15 protein-coding genes are annotated in these 21,380 nt (G+C 46.1%); all 15 read left to right on the top strand.

All coding sequences use genetic code 11. The annotated features are described in order from the left end of the window. Positions 1-8: 8 nt before the first annotated feature. The 15 genes from aroB (at position 9) to C7Y71_RS04360 (ending at position 21,358) form a co-directional block, all read left to right on the top strand. Complete coding sequence (gene aroB / locus C7Y71_RS04430) at positions 9-1,052, top strand: 3-dehydroquinate synthase (protein WP_111898505.1); 1,044 nt, start codon at positions 9-11, stop codon at positions 1,050-1,052. A 19-nt stretch (positions 1,053-1,071) separates the two neighbouring features. Beyond that, positions 1,072-3,207 (top strand): FMN-binding protein, encoded by a 2,136-nt coding sequence (locus C7Y71_RS04425; RefSeq protein ID WP_111898504.1) that lies wholly within the window; start codon positions 1,072-1,074, stop codon positions 3,205-3,207. Positions 3,208-3,249: 42 nt separating this feature from the next. Continuing rightward, on the top strand, positions 3,250-3,876 hold the full coding sequence (locus C7Y71_RS04420) for a nitroreductase family protein (RefSeq protein WP_111898503.1): 627 nt from the start codon (positions 3,250-3,252) through the stop codon (positions 3,874-3,876). A gap of 14 nt (positions 3,877-3,890) precedes the next feature. Further along, entirely contained in the window at positions 3,891-6,572 is a 2,682-nt protein-coding gene (locus tag C7Y71_RS04415; protein ID WP_146739427.1) for a hypothetical protein, read from the top strand. 213 nt (positions 6,573-6,785) lie between these two features. Next, positions 6,786-7,349 carry an RNA polymerase sigma factor gene (locus tag C7Y71_RS04410; protein WP_111898501.1) on the top strand — a complete coding sequence of 188 codons (564 nt, stop codon included), beginning with the start codon at positions 6,786-6,788 and terminating at the stop codon, positions 7,347-7,349. Continuing rightward, positions 7,346-8,629, top strand: a complete 1,284-nt coding sequence (locus C7Y71_RS04405) for a hypothetical protein (protein ID WP_151908882.1) — start codon at positions 7,346-7,348, stop codon at positions 8,627-8,629. The genes C7Y71_RS04410 and C7Y71_RS04405 overlap by 4 nt, the downstream gene beginning before the upstream one ends. Beyond that, positions 8,626-9,012 (top strand): hypothetical protein, encoded by a 387-nt coding sequence (locus C7Y71_RS04400; RefSeq protein ID WP_111898499.1) that lies wholly within the window; start codon positions 8,626-8,628, stop codon positions 9,010-9,012. Before C7Y71_RS04405 ends, C7Y71_RS04400 begins: the two co-directional genes overlap by 4 nt. A gap of 112 nt (positions 9,013-9,124) precedes the next feature. After that, positions 9,125-10,039 (top strand): hypothetical protein, encoded by a 915-nt coding sequence (locus tag C7Y71_RS04395; RefSeq protein WP_111898498.1) that lies wholly within the window; start codon positions 9,125-9,127, stop codon positions 10,037-10,039. A 158-nt stretch (positions 10,040-10,197) separates the two neighbouring features. After that, positions 10,198-10,422: a hypothetical protein gene (locus C7Y71_RS04390; RefSeq protein WP_146739425.1), complete on the top strand. Its 225-nt coding sequence runs from the start codon at positions 10,198-10,200 to the stop codon at positions 10,420-10,422. Positions 10,423-10,503: 81 nt separating this feature from the next. Beyond that, the gene (locus tag C7Y71_RS04385) at positions 10,504-13,401 is read left to right on the top strand and encodes an outer membrane beta-barrel protein (RefSeq protein ID WP_111898497.1); all 2,898 of its coding nucleotides are present in this window, start codon (positions 10,504-10,506) and stop codon (positions 13,399-13,401) included. 83 nt (positions 13,402-13,484) lie between these two features. Then, complete coding sequence (locus tag C7Y71_RS04380; RefSeq protein WP_111898496.1) at positions 13,485-16,313, top strand: porin family protein; 2,829 nt, start codon at positions 13,485-13,487, stop codon at positions 16,311-16,313. A 159-nt stretch (positions 16,314-16,472) separates the two neighbouring features. After that, complete coding sequence (locus C7Y71_RS04375) at positions 16,473-19,199, top strand: outer membrane beta-barrel protein (protein ID WP_193215968.1); 2,727 nt, start codon at positions 16,473-16,475, stop codon at positions 19,197-19,199. Beyond that, entirely contained in the window at positions 19,193-19,765 is a 573-nt protein-coding gene (locus tag C7Y71_RS04370; RefSeq protein WP_146739424.1) for a hypothetical protein, read from the top strand. The genes C7Y71_RS04375 and C7Y71_RS04370 overlap by 7 nt, the downstream gene beginning before the upstream one ends. 107 nt (positions 19,766-19,872) lie before the next feature. Next, on the top strand, positions 19,873-20,517 hold the full coding sequence (locus tag C7Y71_RS04365; RefSeq protein ID WP_111898493.1) for a type IV toxin-antitoxin system AbiEi family antitoxin domain-containing protein: 645 nt from the start codon (positions 19,873-19,875) through the stop codon (positions 20,515-20,517). A 19-nt stretch (positions 20,518-20,536) separates the two neighbouring features. Beyond that, positions 20,537-21,358, top strand: coding sequence for a nucleotidyl transferase AbiEii/AbiGii toxin family protein (locus C7Y71_RS04360; protein WP_111898492.1), 822 nt, complete (start codon positions 20,537-20,539; stop codon positions 21,356-21,358). Positions 21,359-21,380 lie beyond the last annotated feature (22 nt).

Here is a 21,380-nt window from a genome sequence, read left to right as displayed (position 1 = left end):
TTTTCGAGATGGTAATTTATTGTAAAGATATTTGCAGCGAATTGAGCACATTGCTTAGTTCGCTGGATTACGACCGCCTGTTCCTTTTGACAGACGAAACGACAGAGGTGGTCTGCCGCCCTTTGATTGATAGTTGCGAGCCATTGAGTGAAGCCGTATCTATCGTCATCGGTGCTACCGATACGTACAAGAATGTAGAAACGCTTGTAAAGGTGTGGACCGCGATGGGCGAGGCAGGTGGCACACGCCATAGCCTGCTCATCAATCTTGGTGGCGGCATGGTAACCGATCTCGGCGGATTTGCAGCCGCATCGTTCAAACGCGGTATTAAGTTTATCAATATCCCCACCACACTCCTGTCGATGGTCGATGCTGCCGTGGGTGGCAAGACGGGCATCAACTTCAATGGTCTGAAAAATGAGATAGGTGCTTTCCGCGAGAGTGAGGCAGTGCTTGTCGATACACAGTTTTTGCGCACTCTCGATGCTGAAAACCTCTGTTCGGGTTATGCCGAGATGCTCAAACATGCCCTTTTGAAAGACGAGAGAATGTGGGCAGAGCATCTGACGTTCGACCTCCAAAATCCCGATTATGAAAAGTTGCAGTGCATGGTGGCTGACAGCATCGCCGTAAAGGAAGACATCGTCGCACAGGACCCGCACGAAAAAGGTCTGCGCAAGGCACTCAATCTTGGACATACCACCGGGCATGCTTTCGAGAGTCTCGCCCTTGCAAGGCAAACACCCGTGTTGCACGGCTATGCAGTGGCTTGGGGACTAGCCTGTGAACTCTACCTCAGTGCCAGAAAGACCGGTTTTCCTGTGGACAAGATGCGTCAGACGGTGAATTTCATCAAGGAAAACTACGGCACTTTCCCCATCACCTGCGACGACTACGAGGATATCTACAACTACATGACGCACGACAAGAAAAACGTGGCAGGCGTCATCAATTTTACTCTACTTTCCGAAGTGGGCGACCTGTGTCTTGACAGCCATGCCCGACGCGAAGAAATAGAAGAAATGCTTGACTTCTATCGCGAGGGTTGCTGATCTTCAGAGTTTTTTACGGATGAATTGGAACAAACTTTTACAATATGGAGAACTGCTGCTCTCGCTGCTGGTCGTCTTTCTGATGTTGGTGGCTTCCGTGGTCTATGGTGGCTACCTTTTCGGTAAGAAAATCGGTGAGATGCAGGAAACAGACTCCGTGGCGCAAGCATTGCCTGCGGGTAATGCGGAGTCCCCTGCAAAACCTTTTCATGGCGACATGACGCTCGAAAAACTCCGTGCGGAGGACTCCTTGGCTGCCAGTCAGAAGGATAGTAGCGCTATCAACTCTTCCGCTGATGTCGTGAACAAGGAAGCGCGTTCTGAAAAGGCAAGTGCGGAAGAAAAAAAGGTGCAAGATGTGCAGCCGCAAGTCAATAAGGCAGAAGAGAACACGAAATCGGTACAGCAAAAGACTTCTGCAAAGTCAGAGCCATCGATTTCTGCAGGAGCGTCCTCCCCGAGTGCGGCGCAACTATCCGAAATGGGGTTGGCCGATGTCGTGCTGACGGCCTACGGCAAAGGACTTTGGCAGGTTACTAATGCAGCGGGGAAAGATAATGGTACTATAGTGGCGAGTGAACCATTCGCATCAGGTGTGAAAGGTTATGCAGGCCCCACTCCCGTTTTCATTTATGTAAAGCCCAATGGTACGGTGTCGGCTGTTGTGGCAGCCAGCAATGCCGAGACGCCCGATTTTTTTGCCGCGCTTGCCGATGAAGGGCTTTTCAAGGCATGGAATGGCAAGACAACTTCTGCTGCAGCATCCATGCAGGTGGACGGCATAACGGGTGCCACATTCTCAAGTCATGCTGTCATTCAGAATGTGCAGGCTGCGCTCAAACACTATCATGCCAATACTTCAGCAAAGAAAACAGGCACAGAAGAGAAAGCGGTCTTAACAAAGCCCACAAAGTCCGCTGAAGTAGTCCAATCGAAATCCACCTTAAGCCAACCTGAAACGGAGCAAGACCATACAAAACAAGTGCCGATGGAGAAAAAGCCTTCGCCGCAAGAAGATCCGTCCGTTGCAGCCAAGGAAACAGATACGGACAGTCAGTCTGTTGCCGACAAACCTAATGCTGTGCCTTCCGCAAAATCCGCTTCGCATGCCGCATACGGCGCAGAGGCTCCGGATGCGGAGCAAATGGTGCGTCTTGGGTTGCAGGATGTATTGCTGGAAGTGGCAGACACAGGAGTGTGGAACGTCAAGGCACGCGACGGCAGAAGCGTCGGTACGTTGTTGAGCAGTGCACCTTTCTCAAAAAACATCAAAGGTTATCATGGTCCGACACCGTTATACCTGCTTATTTCTGCTGATGGAAAAATAAAGAGCGTCTTACCTATGTCGAACGAAGAGACTCCTGATTTTTTCAGACAGTTGGAAGAGAAAGGACTTTTTGCTGCATGGAACGGCATGACCATATCAGAGGCCACGGCGGCGGAAGTGGATGCTGTGACAGGTGCCACGTTCTCAAGCAGAGCCGTCATACAAAATGTCCGCACAACGCTTGCTCGCTATCAGCATGAAACGGCAGACAATGATATTTCTCCCGTTATCGGTTGGCTGAAGACCATTCTCGTGTTGGTCATCCTGGCGGCAGGCGTTCTGGCTCGCTACCGTTTCAAGAAGAACAAGAAGGTTCGTGTTGCCGTCCTTGCGCTCAACGTCGTTGTTACTGGTTTCTTCTGTGGACAGTTCCTTTCTCTGGGTATGATACGCGACTGGGTGGCTGATGGTGTGGACTTCATTGCTGTCCTGCCAGCCTTTGCCATGCTCGTGCTCACCCTTATTCTGGGCTTTCTCGGTAAGCCCAACCACCACTGCACGTGGGTATGCCCGTTGGGCAGTCTTCAGGAACTCGCTTACCGTTTGCCGCTGCCCAAGGTGAAGTTGAAGCCGAAGGCATACAAGGTGATGCGTTATGTGCGCCTGTCGGTGTTCCTTCTGCTCATGCTTCTTGCCTGGACCGGCATAGCCATCGACGGCATACTCGACTATGAGCCTTTCAGCGCTTTCCTCATTACTACTGCTGCTCCGGCAGTCATTATCCTTGCCGTTGTGTTCATCGTGGCGAGCGTGTTTGTGCCCAATGTGTGGTGCAAGTGCTTCTGCGTGATGGGCGAGGCACTCAATTTGAGTCAGCGGAAGGACTGAAAGTCATTATGCAAACAATTTTGGGAAAATAACATAGAAACAATGAATAAATACAAGATTGTATCGCTTGTGCTTCTCGTGGCGCTTCTCGCCGTCAGTGCACGTTTGGCTTTGACACTGGGGAATGATGGAGGAGAGGACCGAGCGACAGCCGTGAAGGCAAATATCCTTTCAAGAAAAAGTGTGAGGAGTTTTACTGAACAGTCAGTGAGCCGCGAAGACCTTGACACGCTCGTCAGGATGGCTATGGCGGCACCTACGGGTAAAGATATGCGTCCCTGGCAGTTTGTCGTCATAGACGATGCGTCGGTTCTAAAGAAACTCAGTGAAGCCTTGCCCAAAATGGCACCATTGACTCAAGCCAAGGCCGCCATAGTGGTTTGTGGCGACAGCACGGTGACAGATAAGGATGGCAGACCTTCCGGCGCGTGGATGCTCGATTGCTCTGCTGCTACAGAGAATGCCCTGCTTGCTGCCGAAGCCATGGGACTCGGCGCAGTGTGGCTCGGTGTATATCCTTACGGCGACAGGGTGCCGACAGTGCAGCGTACACTTGCCTTGCCCGAAAAAATCATACCCCTCAATATCATCGCCATCGGGCACCCCAATGGTGCATCTAAACCGAAGGATAAATATGATGCCGCAAAAGTGCATTATAATGGTTGGTAAAAAATAAATTATCTATGAAGACAAAAATATCCCTGAAGAGAATTCTTGTTGTCCTGTTTGTCATGATGGGCTTATTCTCTTCTTCTTCTTCTGTTGCACAGAATAAGGCAGAGTTTTCCCGCCTCGTGAAATTCTATTCCAACATCAAGAATTTCGACTATAACTATCCCCGTGAGAAGGTGTACCTCCACCTCGACAACTATGCTTACATTGAGGGCGAAACGATGTGGTTCAAGGCATACGTCATGCGAGCGTCTTCGCTTGAACCTACCACGCTCAGCCGAGTGCTTTATGTGGAACTCCTCGATGCGAGTGGTGAACTTGTGGAGCGCAAGGTGCTGCGTGTGGACAATGGGCAAGCCAATGGCGAATTTAAACTCGACTTGCCTGTGAAGAATGGCTACTACGAAGTTCGCGCCTACACGCGCGAGATGATTAACTGGGGCGAAGATGCCTGTTTCTCGCGTGTGGTGCCTGTCTTCCGTGAACCACAGGAAGCCGGCGACTATTCCAAACTTGAAATCACGCGTCCTCAGGACGCCACAGACCTCTCGCCGAGCCATCCACGGAAATACGACTTCTCGAAGAGTGGTGGTTGCAAGGTGGAATTCTATCCTGAAGGCGGCAACAGAGTGGCTGGTGTGGCACAAATGGTGGCATTCCGTATGACCGACCGCAAAGGTGTACCCATGGAAGGGAAAGGAAAACTCTATGCAGAAAATGGTACACCTATCGCTGATGTTGCTACACTGCACGAAGGAATTGGTACATTTCTTTTACCTGCGGATGCAGGGAGCAAACCATACTTACAGATGGAAAATGGCGGTAAGGAACAATTCTTCCTGCCCCAACCAGGCACTGGTGAATATGCCATGACGATACAGCGGGCAGAAGGGCTCGACATCATCGTGCAGCGAAGACAGGATGTGCAACCCCACCTGCTTGCAGTAGTGGTAACTTGCAGAGACCAGGTGTGCTATTTCGACACACTTACGGTGGGTGCAGAGCCAGTGGCACTTGAAATAGACTATGCCCAACTTGGCGATGGTGTTAATCGCGTGGAACTCTTCGACTATCGCGGTCACAGTCTTGCCAGCCGCTTCGTGTTCCATCGTTCGGACGCAAGGAAAGTGAATATGGAAGTAAAGCAGAATGCAAAGGTGTATGATCCGTTCAGTCCCGTGGCGCTTGAGATGAAACTCAAGGACGCTTCCGGAAAGCCCGTGGAAACTACTTTCTCGTTGGCAGTGAGAGAAAACAACAGCAATCTCGTGGGTAATCCCGAAGAAGACATCTGCACCGACCTCCTCCTGTCGAGCGAACTGAAAGGCTATATCCACAATCCGCAATATTATTTCGAAAACGAAGACCCCGAGCGTGTTCAGGCACTCGATGCTCTGCTTATGGTGCAGGGATGGACTGCAAACAGTCTTGAAGTGCAGAATGGTCTCGAATCTTTCAATCTGAAACAGCCCGTAGAAGACCAACTCATTATCAACGGCCGTGTGCTGAAAGATAATGACAAGGAGCAAGCGCGTGCAGGTGCGAAACTTTCGCTCAATATGTTTGCCAAGGATGGCTCTGTGTTAAAGAGTGAGTGCATTACCGACAGCGTGGGTAGATTCGCCTTTGCGTCGAGTGTGGACTATATGGGCGACTGGGTGGCACAGTTCTCCACAAAGGTGGACGACAAACTCAAATGGAGTCGTGTGGCGCTCGACAGATGGTTTGGCGTGAATCCAAGGACTTTCGACAGCCGCGAGTTCGACCTGAAGCCTACAGAAGGCGACGACGATGCCAATGTCATCGCTATGCAAAATGCAGTAAACACGTTTGCCTGGAAAGACACGATACCTGTCTATTCATCCGGTGGCGGCAATGGTTTCGATGACGGTGTGGCTGTGGTGAAGGCCAAGAAGCGCTACAAGGGTCTTCGTGGCGACCGCTACAGTTACAAAGGCGGTGAGAAAGCGGGCATGGAGCATGCAGACATCTACTATAACATCGAAGCACAGGTGGAACGCGCCAAGGACGAAGGCAAGAGCGTGAATCTTATCTGGGATGTCCTTGCAGAGAAGGACCGCAAGTTCGATTATATGACCGACCTCGATACGAATGACAAGCACTACATGGGATTCCTGAGCAGCATTGGCGACACCGTCGGTACCGGTATCAGCAATCTTGAAACTTACACATTCCGTTATTCAGGTCATCCGTGTATGATATTTATCGACAATGAACTCTTCATGCAGCGCAAGAAGGGCGACACGCCTATTATTTTTGCAGATGAAGTGAAGAGTGTTGTCATAATGAAAGACCGCGAAGACTGGGACCGCTTCTCACCCGAAATTTATTCCGCGAGGGTGGGGGACGACCTCTCCAACTACAACCCCATCGGCGTGTTCATCTACACTCGCCCCGACTTCAAGTATTTCAGGAGCAAGAAAGGTGTAGAGAAACGTTCCATTCATGGCTATGTGCAGCCCAAACTTTTCTATTCACCTAGTTATCATGGTATAGACAAACCAGTAGAAACCGACCTGCGCCGCACACTCTATTGGAACCCCAACGTGCAGAGTGATGCATCGGGCAAGGCGACGGCGGTATTCTTCAGTAATGCCAACCGCTCGCAGACCCTTCGCATCTCGGCACGCGGTGTTACGCAGGGCGGCGGCATCCTCAACTTTGAGCAGTGATTTTTTTGGGGATAGAAACTATAGAAACTATAGATGCTATAGATGCTATAGATGCTATAGACTATGTTTTTTTTGAAAAAAATGAAAAAAAACGGCTTCTTGCGACAGATTTTGCTCAGAAAAAGCGTATATATAAGTAGAAAGGTCGATAAAAGTCCGATAAAAGTTCAGTAAAGGCTCAACAAAACGCTTATCAAAACGCAAAAACGACGCATGACATCGCCGACAGACACTATCCGAGACATCAAAGCCGCCCGTAAAGGCGAGCAGAGAGCCTACAGGCGTTTGTTCGAAGCGTATAGCGCAGGCGTTTATGCTACTGTGATGCGGATTACGGGTGATGAAGGCAAGGCTGAGGAACTCACACAGGATGTGTTCATCAAAGCCTTCAGGTGTCTTGATACTTTCGACAAAAGCATGGCATCGTTCAGCACCTGGATCAGCCGTATAGCCTACAATGAGAGCGTGAGCCACCTTCGCAGCCGCAGACCACCACCCACAGCGTCGCTCGACGACGGAGCCGACGACGTGGCAGTGCCAGAGAGCCTTATCAATCAGGCTTTTAGTGACCCCTCTGAAACGCGTGCCGAGCAACTGACCCGAGCCATTGAGACTTTGCCACCGGAAGAACAACATTTGCTCACGCTCTTCTACTACGAAGACTGCTCCATGCAGGAAATCAGTTACATCACGGACCGCAGCATCGCTGCACTCAGTTCGCACCTGGCGCGCATACGTAAGAAACTGTACAACCAACTAACTACTTGTTCACAATGACAAATCAATCGAAATCCGACGTCGCTCTTCGCAAAGCCCTTTCCAATATGGCGCAGAGGCAGCCGTCTCCTCCCGAGGGTATGGCAGAGCGCTTCATAGCACGACTGGCAACTGAACAAGTGCAAGAAAAAGAACAACAAGCCATTGTTCAACATCAGGGTGCCCCACGTCGCACGTTACGTCTGGTATTGCGTTGGACATCTGTGGCAGCAGCAGTAGTGGTAGCGGCTGCAATAGTATGGCGGTCGCAGACTGAAGACACCACATCTTCAACACTTCAACCAATACAAAAAACCTCAACACCAGCAATGGCAGAAGCACCCGCTCTGCCTGAAACGACTACGACTGCGCCTAAAGCAGAAATGGCAGCAAAGTCTGAATCGCTAAAGGCTCGCCAACCCATTACTCAGCAGACTTTCGCACAGCAAGCCTCTGAACAGAAACCGATACGTACCGTACAGCCAGTTCAGCAACTGGCAGAAGTGCAGCAGAATCAGGTAAAAGAAGAGATGCCTGCTTCCATATCTATTCCGAGATTCATTTTGGATAATATGCAAGGAACGCCTGCTACAGGATTGATAGCCGTGCATTCGCAGAATAATCCTTCTTTATTGAAGCGGACAGAGGTGAATCAGAATCAGATAACAGAAAGAATGCCGATGCCCATCCCTGTTTCGAGACTCGTTTTGGATAATATGCAGGGAACGCCTGCAACAGGATTGATAGCCGTGCATTCGCAGAATAATCCTTCTTTATTGAAGCGGACAGAGGTGAATCAGAATCAGATAACAGAAAGAATGCCGATGCCCATCCCTGTATCGGGACTCGTTTTGGATAATATGCAGAGAACGCCTGCTACAGGATTGATAGCCGTGCATTCGCAGAATAATCCTTCTTTATTGAAGCGGACAGAGGTGAATCAGAATCAGATAACAGAAAGAATGCCGATGCCCATCCCTGTATCGGGACTCGTTTTGGATAATATGCAGAGAACGCCTGCTACAGGATTGATAGCCGTTAATTCTCAGAATAATCCTTTTACATCAGGAAGGATAGAAGTGAAGCCGACGGTAACCGCACAACACGATGTTACGGCAAACTTTACGTTGGCAGAGCGCAGACTTGACGCACGTGCCGAGCAGGCAGACTACAGGGCAGCCAGCCTCATTGTGGGTGAACGTCTCGCAGTGGAACGTATCATCCTTCGCGAGAAACTCTCCGCGTTGCCCGATGCCTTTAAGACCAAAGAAACAAAACAGCAAAAACCGATAAGAATATGAAAACGCTGAAGTCTTTCCTCGTTACAACGCTCCTAACAGCCATCTCTATGCAGATGAGTGCGCAGAATGACCTCGTTGCTGCCAACGACAGCCTTGCGCAAAGCATAAAAGCCATTATGTGTCCGACGGGCAACCTTACTGTTTCATCAGAAAAAACCGATGTCATGAAGTCGATGCTTAAAAAGAATAATTTCTCGATGAAGTCTGAAGATGTAAAACCTGAGGGCAACAATGTAAAGAAATTTTATGTACAAAAGAACACTCCTGACTGCAAACGCATTGAAGGCAATTCCGCTCCGTTTAGTCCGGTTGCCCGCGTATGGACCCTCGTTTACTGGCGACCTGTGCTGAGCGGGCTGACAATAGAAAATTCAATACCATAAGCGAGCGACTCGCGGTGGAACGCATCATCGTCCGCGAAAATCTCTCCGCATTGTCAGAGGCATTTAGAACATTTAAAACGAAAGAAACAAACCAACAAAAACCAATAAGAATATGAGAACACTGAAGTTTTTCCTCGTTACGGTGCTTCTTGCAGCCGTTGCAACGCAGACTCATGCACAGGCAGACCTCCTGGCAGCCATCGACCGCCTTGCACAAAGCAAGAAAGCCAAAGTGGCACACTCCGTCTCCTATAGCCGCCCGACGAGCGACCTTGTTGCAGCACAGTTAGGTACAGCAGGCAGCATGAAGTCGATGCTTGAGACCTATAGTTTCACGATGAAAGCGGAGGACGCTAAACTCGTGGACGACATCGTTCAGGCGATGTATGCCCAGAAAGACAATCCCGACTGTTATCGCATTGAAGGCTATACCGCTTCGAGCAGTCAGAAACCCCGCGCATGGAACCTCGTTTATGGGGAAGATGCTACAAGCGGGATTGAAATAGGTAAGAACAATGTCTATAATTACACTTTCGTAAACATAGCCGACAAGTCTACAGCGTCGCAGTATCGCACATGCTACTGCATAGAATGGCGCGAATGGATGAAAAAGATTGACGGCAGAGTCATCATTACCTATGCCCGCATACCACGTCCTGATACAGTATATGTAAAAAATGATAAATACTCTTTCGATCTGCTCAATAAATGGAAACAGACTCTTCCTAAAGAATTTCTTAAGATGGGCGAGGTGATGCCGCTCATCAATGCCCTTCGCATGGCACTCATAGATGCAGATCCAGACGATGCATACGTCGTTGCGCCGTTTCTCTATAAGGTGATCAAGGATGCCGTAGATAAAGACTTGCTGACGAAAGAGGAGCGCGACATTGTGAGCCAGCAACTCAAACGCGCTATTACCTCCGCGGAACTGCCCTCGAAGCCTTACGACCAAAATGCCCAAGCCACGTTGGACTATCTGCGCCTTGCTGTGAAAGTACTCGAACAGCCGCAGCCCTTGCCATGATTGAAAAAGATACGTTTATAAAGATTTGGTTGATAATGTGAATGGAATTGGGTTGTGCCGAAAAGCGGTACAGCCCGATTCGGTGTCCTTCTGGTATTTAATAAGATAAATTAACAATCAAAACAATAGTAAATATGAAAACTATTTAAAAAGTGTCTTTGAAAGAAGCTAAGCAACTCACGGATGATGAAATGAAACATGTTTTTGGCGGCAGTTCTGTTACAGGTAGTGGTTGCTTCCTTACATGCGATAACGGAAACATTATTAGTGAACTTATATCAGGTTGTGATAGTTGTACACCTAAAGATGAATACTTTACATGTCAATCTTCTAAAGACGGCAAAGAATTTGATGTAACCTGCAGTGGAATAGTAAAGCGATAATCTGAAACGTTCACGAACGTTAACATTTATAACCAATTCCAATGGGAGTTATCTCCCATTGGAATCCTAAACTGATTAGTTATGAATAAATTTATAATTGCTTGTCTTGCGTTTATTATTACGCTTCACGGAGCAGCACAAAAAGGGACGATAAAAGGCAGTGTGTATGACCCAATACGTGAAGTAGGATTGGCTGCCAAAATTGAATTACTATCATCTGATAGTAGTCTGATTCAAGAACAACATACTTGGTGGGCATCAGATGACAATGGGCGACAAGACATGAAGGCCCCTTTTTGGTTTAGGATAGGCGATGTTCAAGGTGGTAAAAAATATATCGTCAAGATTGAGAGTGATAAGTATGAAACTAAATATATTCACATAACTGCCGACTTCTCTAATCGCGATAATATAATGGACCTAGGCGAAGTTTGGATGACACGGGAGACATCAAAAATGGAAACAGTTATCGTGCAGGGAACGCGCTTGCTGATGGTTAACAAAGGAGATACGACGATTTACAACGTCGCCGCCTTGGTTACTACAGAAAGCGACATGTTAGGTGATTTAATTCAAAAACTTCCAGGTGCAGAACTCCGAAATGGAAAAATATATGTAAACGGGAAATATATTGACAAACTGCTAATCAGTGGTAAAGATTTTTTCAATGGCGACATCAGCATGGCATTGCAACAACTGCCTGCATATACTGTAGGAAAAATCAAGACTTACGAAATGCTGGGTGATGCTTCAGAGCTAACGGGGTACGATATGGGCGACAAGCAGTTCGTGATGGATGTCATTATGAAAAAGCAATATTTTGGTCAAAAGTTTGGGGAGATTGTGTTGGCAGGGGGAACAAATAACCGCTTCAAGATTTTAGGACGGTTGTTCTACTTTGATGACCAGCAATCATTCGGACTTGTAGGAGAAACCAACAATTTAGGACAGTCTGTGCATACTTTTAATTCCTCACAAATATGGATGAACAATAATCCTGTCGGAAACATCTATGAACGTTCTGCCTATGCCAACTATCGGTTTGAGCCCAACAGGAACTTTAAGTTTGGTATGAGCGGCAGTGTCCAGCACAAACGAGAACACACATTCCAGCGAACTTCCGTAGAATCCTACTTAGAATCATCAAACAATTACAATTGGAGTTACAACCAAGGGCGTGCTGTTGAAACAACGGCCGATATGAGGCTTACCATGGATTATAAACCCATGAAAAGCCTAAAATTGGAGGGTACTTACGATTTTAGTTTTCAAAAGAACTACATAACAGACTTTTCTCGTAGTTTCTCCACTCTCGACAATCCCGATGGAATGTTCAGCGCAAGCTCAATAGATACTGTATTTACATGGCATTCTGATTATGATTTGTTGAAAAGGTGGGTTCAGACACGGCAGCAGCAAGACGCTTTACAACGTTTACACAGTCAGCAGCACAAAGGTAGCATATCGGCAAAAAAAGCTTTCGGGAAGAATATACTTTCGTTTGATGCTGAGTTCAATCACAATAATTCTGATGACAAAGGTTATAACTTGTTTCATTTAGATTATCCTGTTTCAGGATTGGATAATGACTACCGTCATAGGTTTAACGATAAAGAGAGCAAACAGTACTCAATTAACGGAACTGCAAACTATACCATTGCTTTTGAACGCGGTGAACCTCTTACAGGTTGGTTGAAGCCTTTCATGAAGTTCAGGAAAGACTATACCCACTCCGACAACCCGCTCTATCGTCTGGACTGGGCAGAAACAGACATCGTATCAGACCTTGTGCTTTTGCCAACTGATTTACAAGTATTGCTAAACACGTTAGATCCTGCCAATAGCTTCGAATACAGGCAGCATATCAATCGCTTTGAAACAGGCTTGGATTTTCGTAGTGACGTACGTATAGGGGGTAAGACATGGGTCAGATTTAATGGCAAACTGCCATTGGAAATCTGGCACGGCAAATTAGATTATTTCCGCTTTAACCAACCTTTTCATACAGACCGCACTCATCGATTTGTCAATTTAGATCTTTCTGCACGGATTTCTTTAACACCGAATGACAGGGAAGGCAAGAAGCATACTATGAGTATTTCTTACAATATCGATAATAAAGTAGCAGATTTGTTAAATACACTGAACTTCAAAGATGAAGCAAATCCGCTGGTCATTACTCAAGGGAACCCGTACCTTAAAAATGCTTTGACACACAATCTTAAATGGGAGATTAAATTTGAACAACAAGAAAGGATGCGACATTTTTCGTCAAGGATTCACTATGCCATTATAAATAATGCCGTTGGGTATGAAAGATTCTATAATTTGTCTACTGGTGTAACCACACAAACACCAAAGAATATTGATGGTAATTGGGCTATAAATTGGGCAAATTCGTTCATTTGTCCATTGAAGAAGAATCAACAAATTATATTAGATGGAGGACTGTTTTGGACATACAATCATAGTAAGGACCTGAATACTGTATATTCACTTACGGAAACAGACAAGGCACTTAATAATAACAGCGTGGGAACATCACAGTCAAAACTTCGCCTTAGGCTATTATACAAACCCACGAGAAAACTACTTTTTAATTATCAGGTTGAATCTGTCTGGAACAACATCTCCGGAACACGCAGCGATTTTAAAACCATCAATTCATATCACATCAATAACGTTTTTAGTGCCCGAATGAATTTGCCATGCAACTTCAATTTCAATTCATCATTAAACGTTAATTCGCGTTATGGGTTTGCCGATAAGAGCCTATGCAAGACTTATTTCTTATGGAATGCGAAGATAGAGCGCAACCTTGGAAAGAATATTACCTTATCGCTTGAATCGAATGACATACTACACCAAAACAAAGGTGTTTCTGTCGTGATGGATGCACAGGGACGTACGGAGACATTTCGAGAACAGACTCCACCTTACGTACTTTTGGGATTTACTTGGAGGTTCAGAAAGAAGTAGTCATGACGGTCATCTATTTCTTTACATAAAATCATTAATAGCATCATAAATAAACTTTGCCTTCGATAATCAATGATAAAAATATGCGTAATAAGATAGTTTTTCTTCTCTTTCTGATATGCAGCAACATTGCAGTTGCTCAAACAACGTCATTCAGCGTGTATGTGCGTGATAGTGTTTTTAATCGTCCTTTAAAAGATGTGCAGGTCGATATACTTTCGCCCGACTCTGCTTTGATGGATACTTGCATGATGATAGACTTAGAAGATGATTATCTGTATGTCTGTGAATTTAAGAACAAGCATCCTTATTTTTTGTTAAAAATTTCAAAGCAAGGTTATGAAACGGTTATTTTACGCATTGAATCTGCCAAGAGAATAACGCCGGACCCCATCCTGTTACGCAAGAAACCCAGACAACTCGATAGAGCCGTGGTGCGCGCTTCAAAGATCATGATGGTGACGCACGGCGACACCATAGTCTATAATGCTGACATCTTTGAACTTTCCGAAGGGTCGATGCTTGATGCGCTGATAGAGCAGTTGCCCGGTGTCAAACTGCAGCCTGGTGGTGTGATTACCGTGAACGGCAATCCCATAAGCAGTTTGCTGATCGACGGCAAAGACTTTTTTCAGGGCAATCCTGCCGTGGCATTGGAAAACCTGCCCGCCTATACGGTCAGCAAAGTCAAGGCTTACCAAAAGGCACCGGACAATGCCTACCTGACGCGCAGAGAGGGTGAAAAGCATCCCGATGACCCTTGGGTAATCGACGTCAACCTGAAAAAGGAATACCATGAAGGTCTGCTGGTGAATGCAGAAGTCGGAGCCGGGACGAAAGAACGTTACTTGGGAAAGGGTTTCGGCATGTTCTTCAACGACCGTTTCCGTCTGGGAGTATATACCAACTTCAATAATCTGAATGACAACCACAAGCCCGGCCATGATGGCAACTGGAGTGCCGGAGATCCTATTTCAGGACAGAGGATGCAGCAAAGGGGCGGGCTCTTTTTCCTCACTTCGTCAAAAGACAATAAAACGCAGATAAATACGACTATCGAGGCATTCCACGATAAAGAGAACACAACTGCTTTTACCGCTTCGGAAAGTTTCCTCAATTCCGGCAACATCCATAACCGTTCTCAAACAGCCACACGCACCTGCAACAGGGGATTTCAATGGGACGGAAGCCTTTCCTTAATGAGAAAAAAGACCTATTGGCACTATCAGCATCATTTTGATTGTTCTTTTGCAAACACGTCCTCTTCAATCCTGAGTGCAGAACTTTCCCAAAAACCTGTGGAGCAATATCGCCTTGCTACGCTCGACAGCATTTTTTCGCTGTCCGGGTATTCCATGTCTCCCTATGTTACAAACTATTACAGTGACCTTCAGGAAAAGAAGTCTGACCGGCTGAACTATCTGGGGATGTTGAATTCTACCATTCAATTACCATGGGACAAGAACTTGAATATATTTGCCGTTGCAACATACCATAAAACTAAAAGCAGGACATTTTCAAATTATCTGCTCAGGACTCCCTCCGTCTCAAACGAAACGACATTCAACAACCGCTTTATCTCTGAGCCGAAGAAAGGATTTGCTTTAAGTTTACGGGGAGACTACTGCCTGATTGAAAAGGGCGATAATTGGAAAAAGAAGTTGTACTTGACGTATGAAGGAACGTATGAACACAATAAAAGAGACAGGTTGCTGTATCGCCTTGACAGACTGGGAAACGGATGGGATGAACAAGGGCTCTACCGATTCGGTACCTTGCCTTCCACGGTCGATTCGCTCGCTTTGGCGACCGATTGGATAAACAGTTACTACCGGAATGAAACCCATTGGCAACACACTCCCCAAATACGTTTTTGCCTTTTGGGAGATGATGTTCAGCTATTCATGTTTTTTCCGTTTATAATAGAAAATGTCCGCCTGAATGATTTGCGTCTTGAGAATTTACATGTAAAGAAACAGGTCCTGAAGTTTGAACCCTTGATAAGACTGGAATATAAACGCTTTGATTTCTTTGCCAATTTTGATCGCAAAACTCCTGATTTGCATCTGCTCTTGAACGTTATTGACAACAGCAATCCTTTGGCAATATTCATGGGTAACGAAAACTTAAAAACTACCGATATATATCATTTGAAAGGGTCGTGGCAACTTAATATAAAAGAATACGCACAAAACGCTTATGCATCATTTGAGTATTATGCTGAACGAAATGCCGTGGGGCAAACTCGCAGTTATGACCCAAACACAGGAGTTTACACCTATAAGCCAATGAACATAAATGGTAATTGGCAGGCAGAACTGAGAGGCAGTTTTGCCCGCAATCTCAACAAGACAAATCACTGGAATGTCTCTGTCGATGGCAGGGTGCATTACAACCACAGCGTTGATTTCGAATGGACAAACCAGTCAGATGCAATAAACAGAAGCATTGTCCACAATTATTTATCTGAAGCCACTTTAAGCTTGCGTTATCGCAGCAAACCCCTCAATGCCGGCTTCAGAACCACCCTCGACTGGCAACATGCAACAAGTAAAAGGACAGATTTTCAAAAGATAAACAGTTTGAATGTCCTTTATTCATTTACAGCGCAGGCGAAGTTGCCCTTGGACATTGATGTAAACTCAGACCTGACGTTCTATACGCGGAACGGATACGAAGATGAGACGATGAACACCGACGAATGGGTATGGAACATGTCGGTCGAGAAGCACCTGCTGCGCAACAAGAGCCTGACGCTGAAGTTCACGGCATTCGACCTCCTCGCCCAGCGCAGCAACATCCAGCGCACGCTGAATGCACAGGGACGCACGGAGACATGGTACAACACCATCCCGCGCTACTTCCTTTTCAGCATCGCATGGCGTTTACATAAGGCACCACGTCAAAATTAAATACAACTAATAATAATTCAAGAATCATTCAAACCTAATTTATAGAACACCCCTTAAAAGAACGATGCCATGGTATTAAAAAACTGTAGATATATTTTATTCATCTTATTCTTTACAACCTCAATCTGCGGTTCGGCACAGCATATAATTGGTGTTGTTGTGGATGAACAGACCGGTGAACCCCTGAGCGAAGCAAGCGTTAGATTGTCATTAGAGATACGTCATGACGGGCGTTCCCAGGGCACTTTAGGTTATAGTCGTAAAACAGATTCTGAAGGTGTTTTTACACTCGACAACCATTATCAAGGGCGTTTGGAATATGAATTGAGTTATATCGGTTATCACACCATGCGTAAGTCATTCATTGTTTCGGGCAATGAAAGCGACACGTTGCGACTCGACACGCTCCGCCTTCGTCCAAGCGACATCCTGAAGAACACTGCCGTGGTAAAAGGGCATTACAAGCGCTTTATCATGCGAGGCGACACCGTGATTTTCAACCCCAAGGCCTTCAAACTTGAAGAGGGTGCACGTCTTGAGGAACTGATAGAAAAACTTGACGGCGTAACCATCAATGAAAAAGGAGAGATGTCGTGGATGGGAAAACCATTGCGCATATTGATCAACGGCGAGGATTTCATGAACGGTGCAAATGGGATTGTGAGTGTGCTGCCTGCCATTGCTGTTGACAAGATTAAGGTTTATGACAAGGCAAGCAAGTACACAGAGCGCACGGGCAATGCTGACGGAAAAGAGGATAAAGTGCTGGATCTGCAGATAAAGCCCGGATGGTTCGAAAAATGGTATGGAACGGCAAAAGCAGGCTATCAGACCACGGACAGATACGAAGGGACGCTTGATGCCATGCGTCTGAGCAACCATCTTCCCACTCTCGTCTTTGCCAATGCCAATAACAGAGACTACCTAAGGGATAAATCTATGAAATTCAGTATGTGGATGCCACTTGGTGGAGAAGGTAAGGCGCAGACTGGCGCTTTTTCGATAGAGCACCGAAATGACACGACGGTCGCTGACAGTGTGAGAGGCTCGCAAACTCTTCGCCGACGCTTAGGAGGTAGTGTCTCTCTACCGCATTTCGATGAAATATCAAGTACTTATTCCACCAAGGAAAATTTCTCTCCAGGGCAACTCCACACCTTTACGCTTACAGACCAAAGAGACTACAAGCATAATTTTAATCCAAATGTTTCGCTGCATTTTAAGCGTGATTTCAATAAAAAGACGAATTTAGAAATCTATGGAGACATAGATTATAAATACACCGATGCCAACAGCGAACACCGGACATCCATCTTTGACGAACAGCCCTACAATTACAGTGCGAATCCAAGGCTCGAACCATTCTTGCCAACTATGGACGATAGCTTAAAAGCGCATTTGCTTACGCGCAACCGCACCTATACGTCAAGTCAAAGTCATTTGGGGAGGGGGAGATTTGGAGCCGATTTTGATTATATTTTTGCAGATGGCTCAATGCTTGAGCTGACAACAAGATTCGATTATTCTAAATCAGACAATAAAAATCTGCAATCCTATCACATAGATTATCTCAAGATGAATACCCGCGACTATTCTCTGCGTAGATCCGACAATGATGACGAATCCGGAAGGTTTGGTGTGAGTGTAAGTTATAATAAGAATCTGAGCAAGAACTTCAGTTTTTACCTGTCATATAATTTAAGTCATACTTCAACCACTCAAAACAGCAATCATCTTCTGTCTTATGATGACGGCGATACGTGGATGGAGGATGTTGCCAACAGTTATTATGACCATGAACGGACTTTTGAAAACAGTTTTGATGCCAGAATGATGCTGAAGGCAGGTCCATGGCAATTCAGACCCGGGATGTCCATAGAATCAGTCTCCGAGCGCGAATCGTACAGGCGTGGAAGTCTCGACACTACAGCCACTCGCACATTATGGAAGCCATCGCCCAGCCTGGATGTCAAACTGCGAATGAACAAGGCGAGTTCGGTGCAATGGACTCTGTCGCACAGCCAGAATCAGCCCAAACTTCTGAATACACTCAATTACATTGACACCACCGACCCGCTGTCAGTGAAACTCGGCAATCCCAATCTTCATAATTCAAAGCAGTGGGAAGCAAACATGCGATATGATGCTACTTTTTCTAAAAGCCAACTCATGCTGAACTCTACGTTAGGTTTTACGTCAGAAGCAGATCCCATCGTGAGCGTCTGGGCGTTTAATCCTCAGACAGGCGTGAACACAACATGGAGTGCCAACGCACGTAACGGCTATAGATGGAAAGCAATACTCGAACTGGACAAAGGACTTGGTGCACATTTCCACACTTCAAACAAACTTAATGTTTCGCATCAGAAGAGTTATGGCTTTCTGGCAAATTCGGGCACAACAGAAAACGTAACGGAAATGTGTACGCAACAGTTTTCATTGAATGAGAACTACAGCCTTACATACGAGAGGAACTACCTGTCTGCCGAACTGTACGGTTCTCTCAACTACATTAAAGCAAAGAATCACGAAGCGGGCATGAACAATAAATTCTGGAACTACGAATATGGAACAAAACTGCGCCTTAATCTTGGCAAGTGGACATTAAACACAAAATTTTATAACCTTGGCAGGCGCGGATACAACTCTTCCGATTATAACGGCGACAGATTGTTGTGGAATGCATCGGCAGCGTGGAAATGCCTGAAAGGAAAGGGCAAACTCAGTATTGAATTGGACGACATCCTCAACAAGGATAAATATTACCATGCTACGGTCAGTGCCTTCGAACGGTTAGAAACGGGAGAGAAGAAACTCCATCATTATTGCCTGATATCATTCACATGGAACTTCGATGCAGTAGGAGGGAAAAAGAATCCGTGGTAACTAAGTCCGTCATGGAGGAATTGCAGATTATGACCGACAAAGACCTCGGCACCATAAAGATGCTTGACGGGAAGCTTGAGGAAGTTTTTGGGAAGGCGAGGGAGAAACATCCCTCTGGTGTGCAAGCACTGTTTGATAAATATAAAACATTGGAGGACGTGGCGTATGAGGACATGACCCAGCAAAAGAACGACTCCATTCCCAAACGCTTCGCGGAAGAGACTAACCCTGCACTCCTTTCCGAATTGAAGGCGATGCGCATAGAGTTTCTCTCAGTGGAAGAAAACGATAGTCTTGCCAGTGCTATGCGTGGCGATATTACTGCGCTTCGGGGCTATGAAAAAACCGATGCGTCCAAATATTTCACCATTCCGCCCATGCTGCGTGCCTTGCTCAATGAAGAAGAAGGATTTTCTGCCTACGTCCGGAAAGTAACGGACAACAAGGTGGACGACCTGCTCATCGTTATGGACGGCTGTATCTTCTTACTCATCCATGTTGAAGGTCCAGTCACGCCCTCACTCATCCCCCGCGTGCTTCACCTTGACGTTAGTGGTGGGGAGTAGATGTGGGAGGTGTCGGGATGTAAAAATTGTGGTTTTTCGTATAAAAACAGAAGATTTACTTCTTTTTCTAAGCGAAAAATTATAACTTTGCACCAAAACAGGGATTTATGATTTCAATAGAAGAACTCAATGCCTTGAAGCAATTAGGGAATGTACCCGTGAGTAGTGGACTACTAAAGAGCCTTTTCCGCGACTATCGTTCACCCGATAAGAAAGTGCAGGTACTGGAGCGTGCAGGAATGCTCATCAAACTGAAACGCGGGTTGTTTGTGGTTTCTCCAGACATTAGTGGTAAAATGGTGTCGGTTGAGTTGGTGGCTAACCATCTCTATTGTCCTTCATACATCTCTGCGCACTACGCGCTTTGCCACTATGGTTTGATTCCCGAGAGAGTTTATGAAATCACGTCTGTAACCACTCTCCACACCAGTAGATTTGAGAATTTCTTCGGTCGTTTTTCTTATCGAGGCGTTTCTTCCTCATATTTTCCGATTGGTGTCAGAAGTGAACTTGCTGAAGGCATTGCATATATGATAGCAACCCCTGAGAAAGCACTCTGTGACATGCTGATGAGCGAACGCTATGTGCCGTCCCAGTCCATAGCAAGTCTTGAAGTTTTTTTTGAGGAAGATATGCGTATTGAGATTAGCGACATACGAAGTATGGACAGGAAAATCATACAGGCATGTATGGAAGCGGGAAAGAAGAAGAACGTATTGGCTAACTTATTAAAGATTATGGGTCGTTCCTAACAGAGTTAAAGACAAGATTATGACGATATTTGACGAAATGGTTGAAGCCCTGTCACCATCAACACCGAACGAGAGGGTAAACGCGAAGCATGAAGTAATGCAACAAATCACACTGGCAGGTTTAGGACGAAGTGATTTCTTCAGTCATGCAGCGTTTTATGGTGGGACATGCCTGAGAATTTTTCACGGTCTCCGTCGCTTTTCAGAGGACTTGGACTTCACATTGACCGAGAAAGATGCTAACATACATCTTGAAGCCTACTTCCCCTCAATTATCGAGGCATTCAAACTGACAGGCAAGGATGTGACTATCAAGAAGAAGGACAAGAAGACTTTTGGGAAGGTTGAATCAGCCTTTCTGAAAGAAGACACTGATGCATACGACATTTCCTTTCAGACAGAGAAGAATGTAAAGGTTAAGATTGAGTTGGACACTTGTCCGCCTATGGGTTTCGGATGTGAACAGAGAATGCTGCTCAAACCATTTTCCTTTATGGTGCGCTGTGTTGCACTTCCTGATCTTTTTGCAGGGAAAATGCATGCCTTGGTCTTCCGCAACTGGAAAATGCGGGTGAAGGGTCGCGACTGGTACGACTTTGAGTGGTATGTACGTCACCAAACTCCACTCAACTATCAGCATTTACAAGAACGCATACGCGAGTTCAGCGGGCAGGAAATAAGCAAGGAGACTTTTATGAATCTGCTACGCGAGAAACTGGCTTCAACTAATATAGAACAGGTAAAGAACGACGTGGCCGGTTTTGTGGAAGACCCCCACGAACTCGACATCTGGTCAAACGACTACTTCCTTCAGTTGGCTGACATGATAGTGTTTGATTGATAATAGAAGTTGGTAGAAAAAT

Origin of the sequence: Pseudoprevotella muciniphila (genome assembly GCF_003265305.2) — a bacterium.
GTDB lineage: Bacteria > Bacteroidota > Bacteroidia > Bacteroidales > Bacteroidaceae > Alloprevotella > Alloprevotella muciniphila.
The sequence above is the reverse complement of the archived record's forward strand: the minus strand, read 5'-3'. Positions and strand labels throughout refer to the sequence as shown.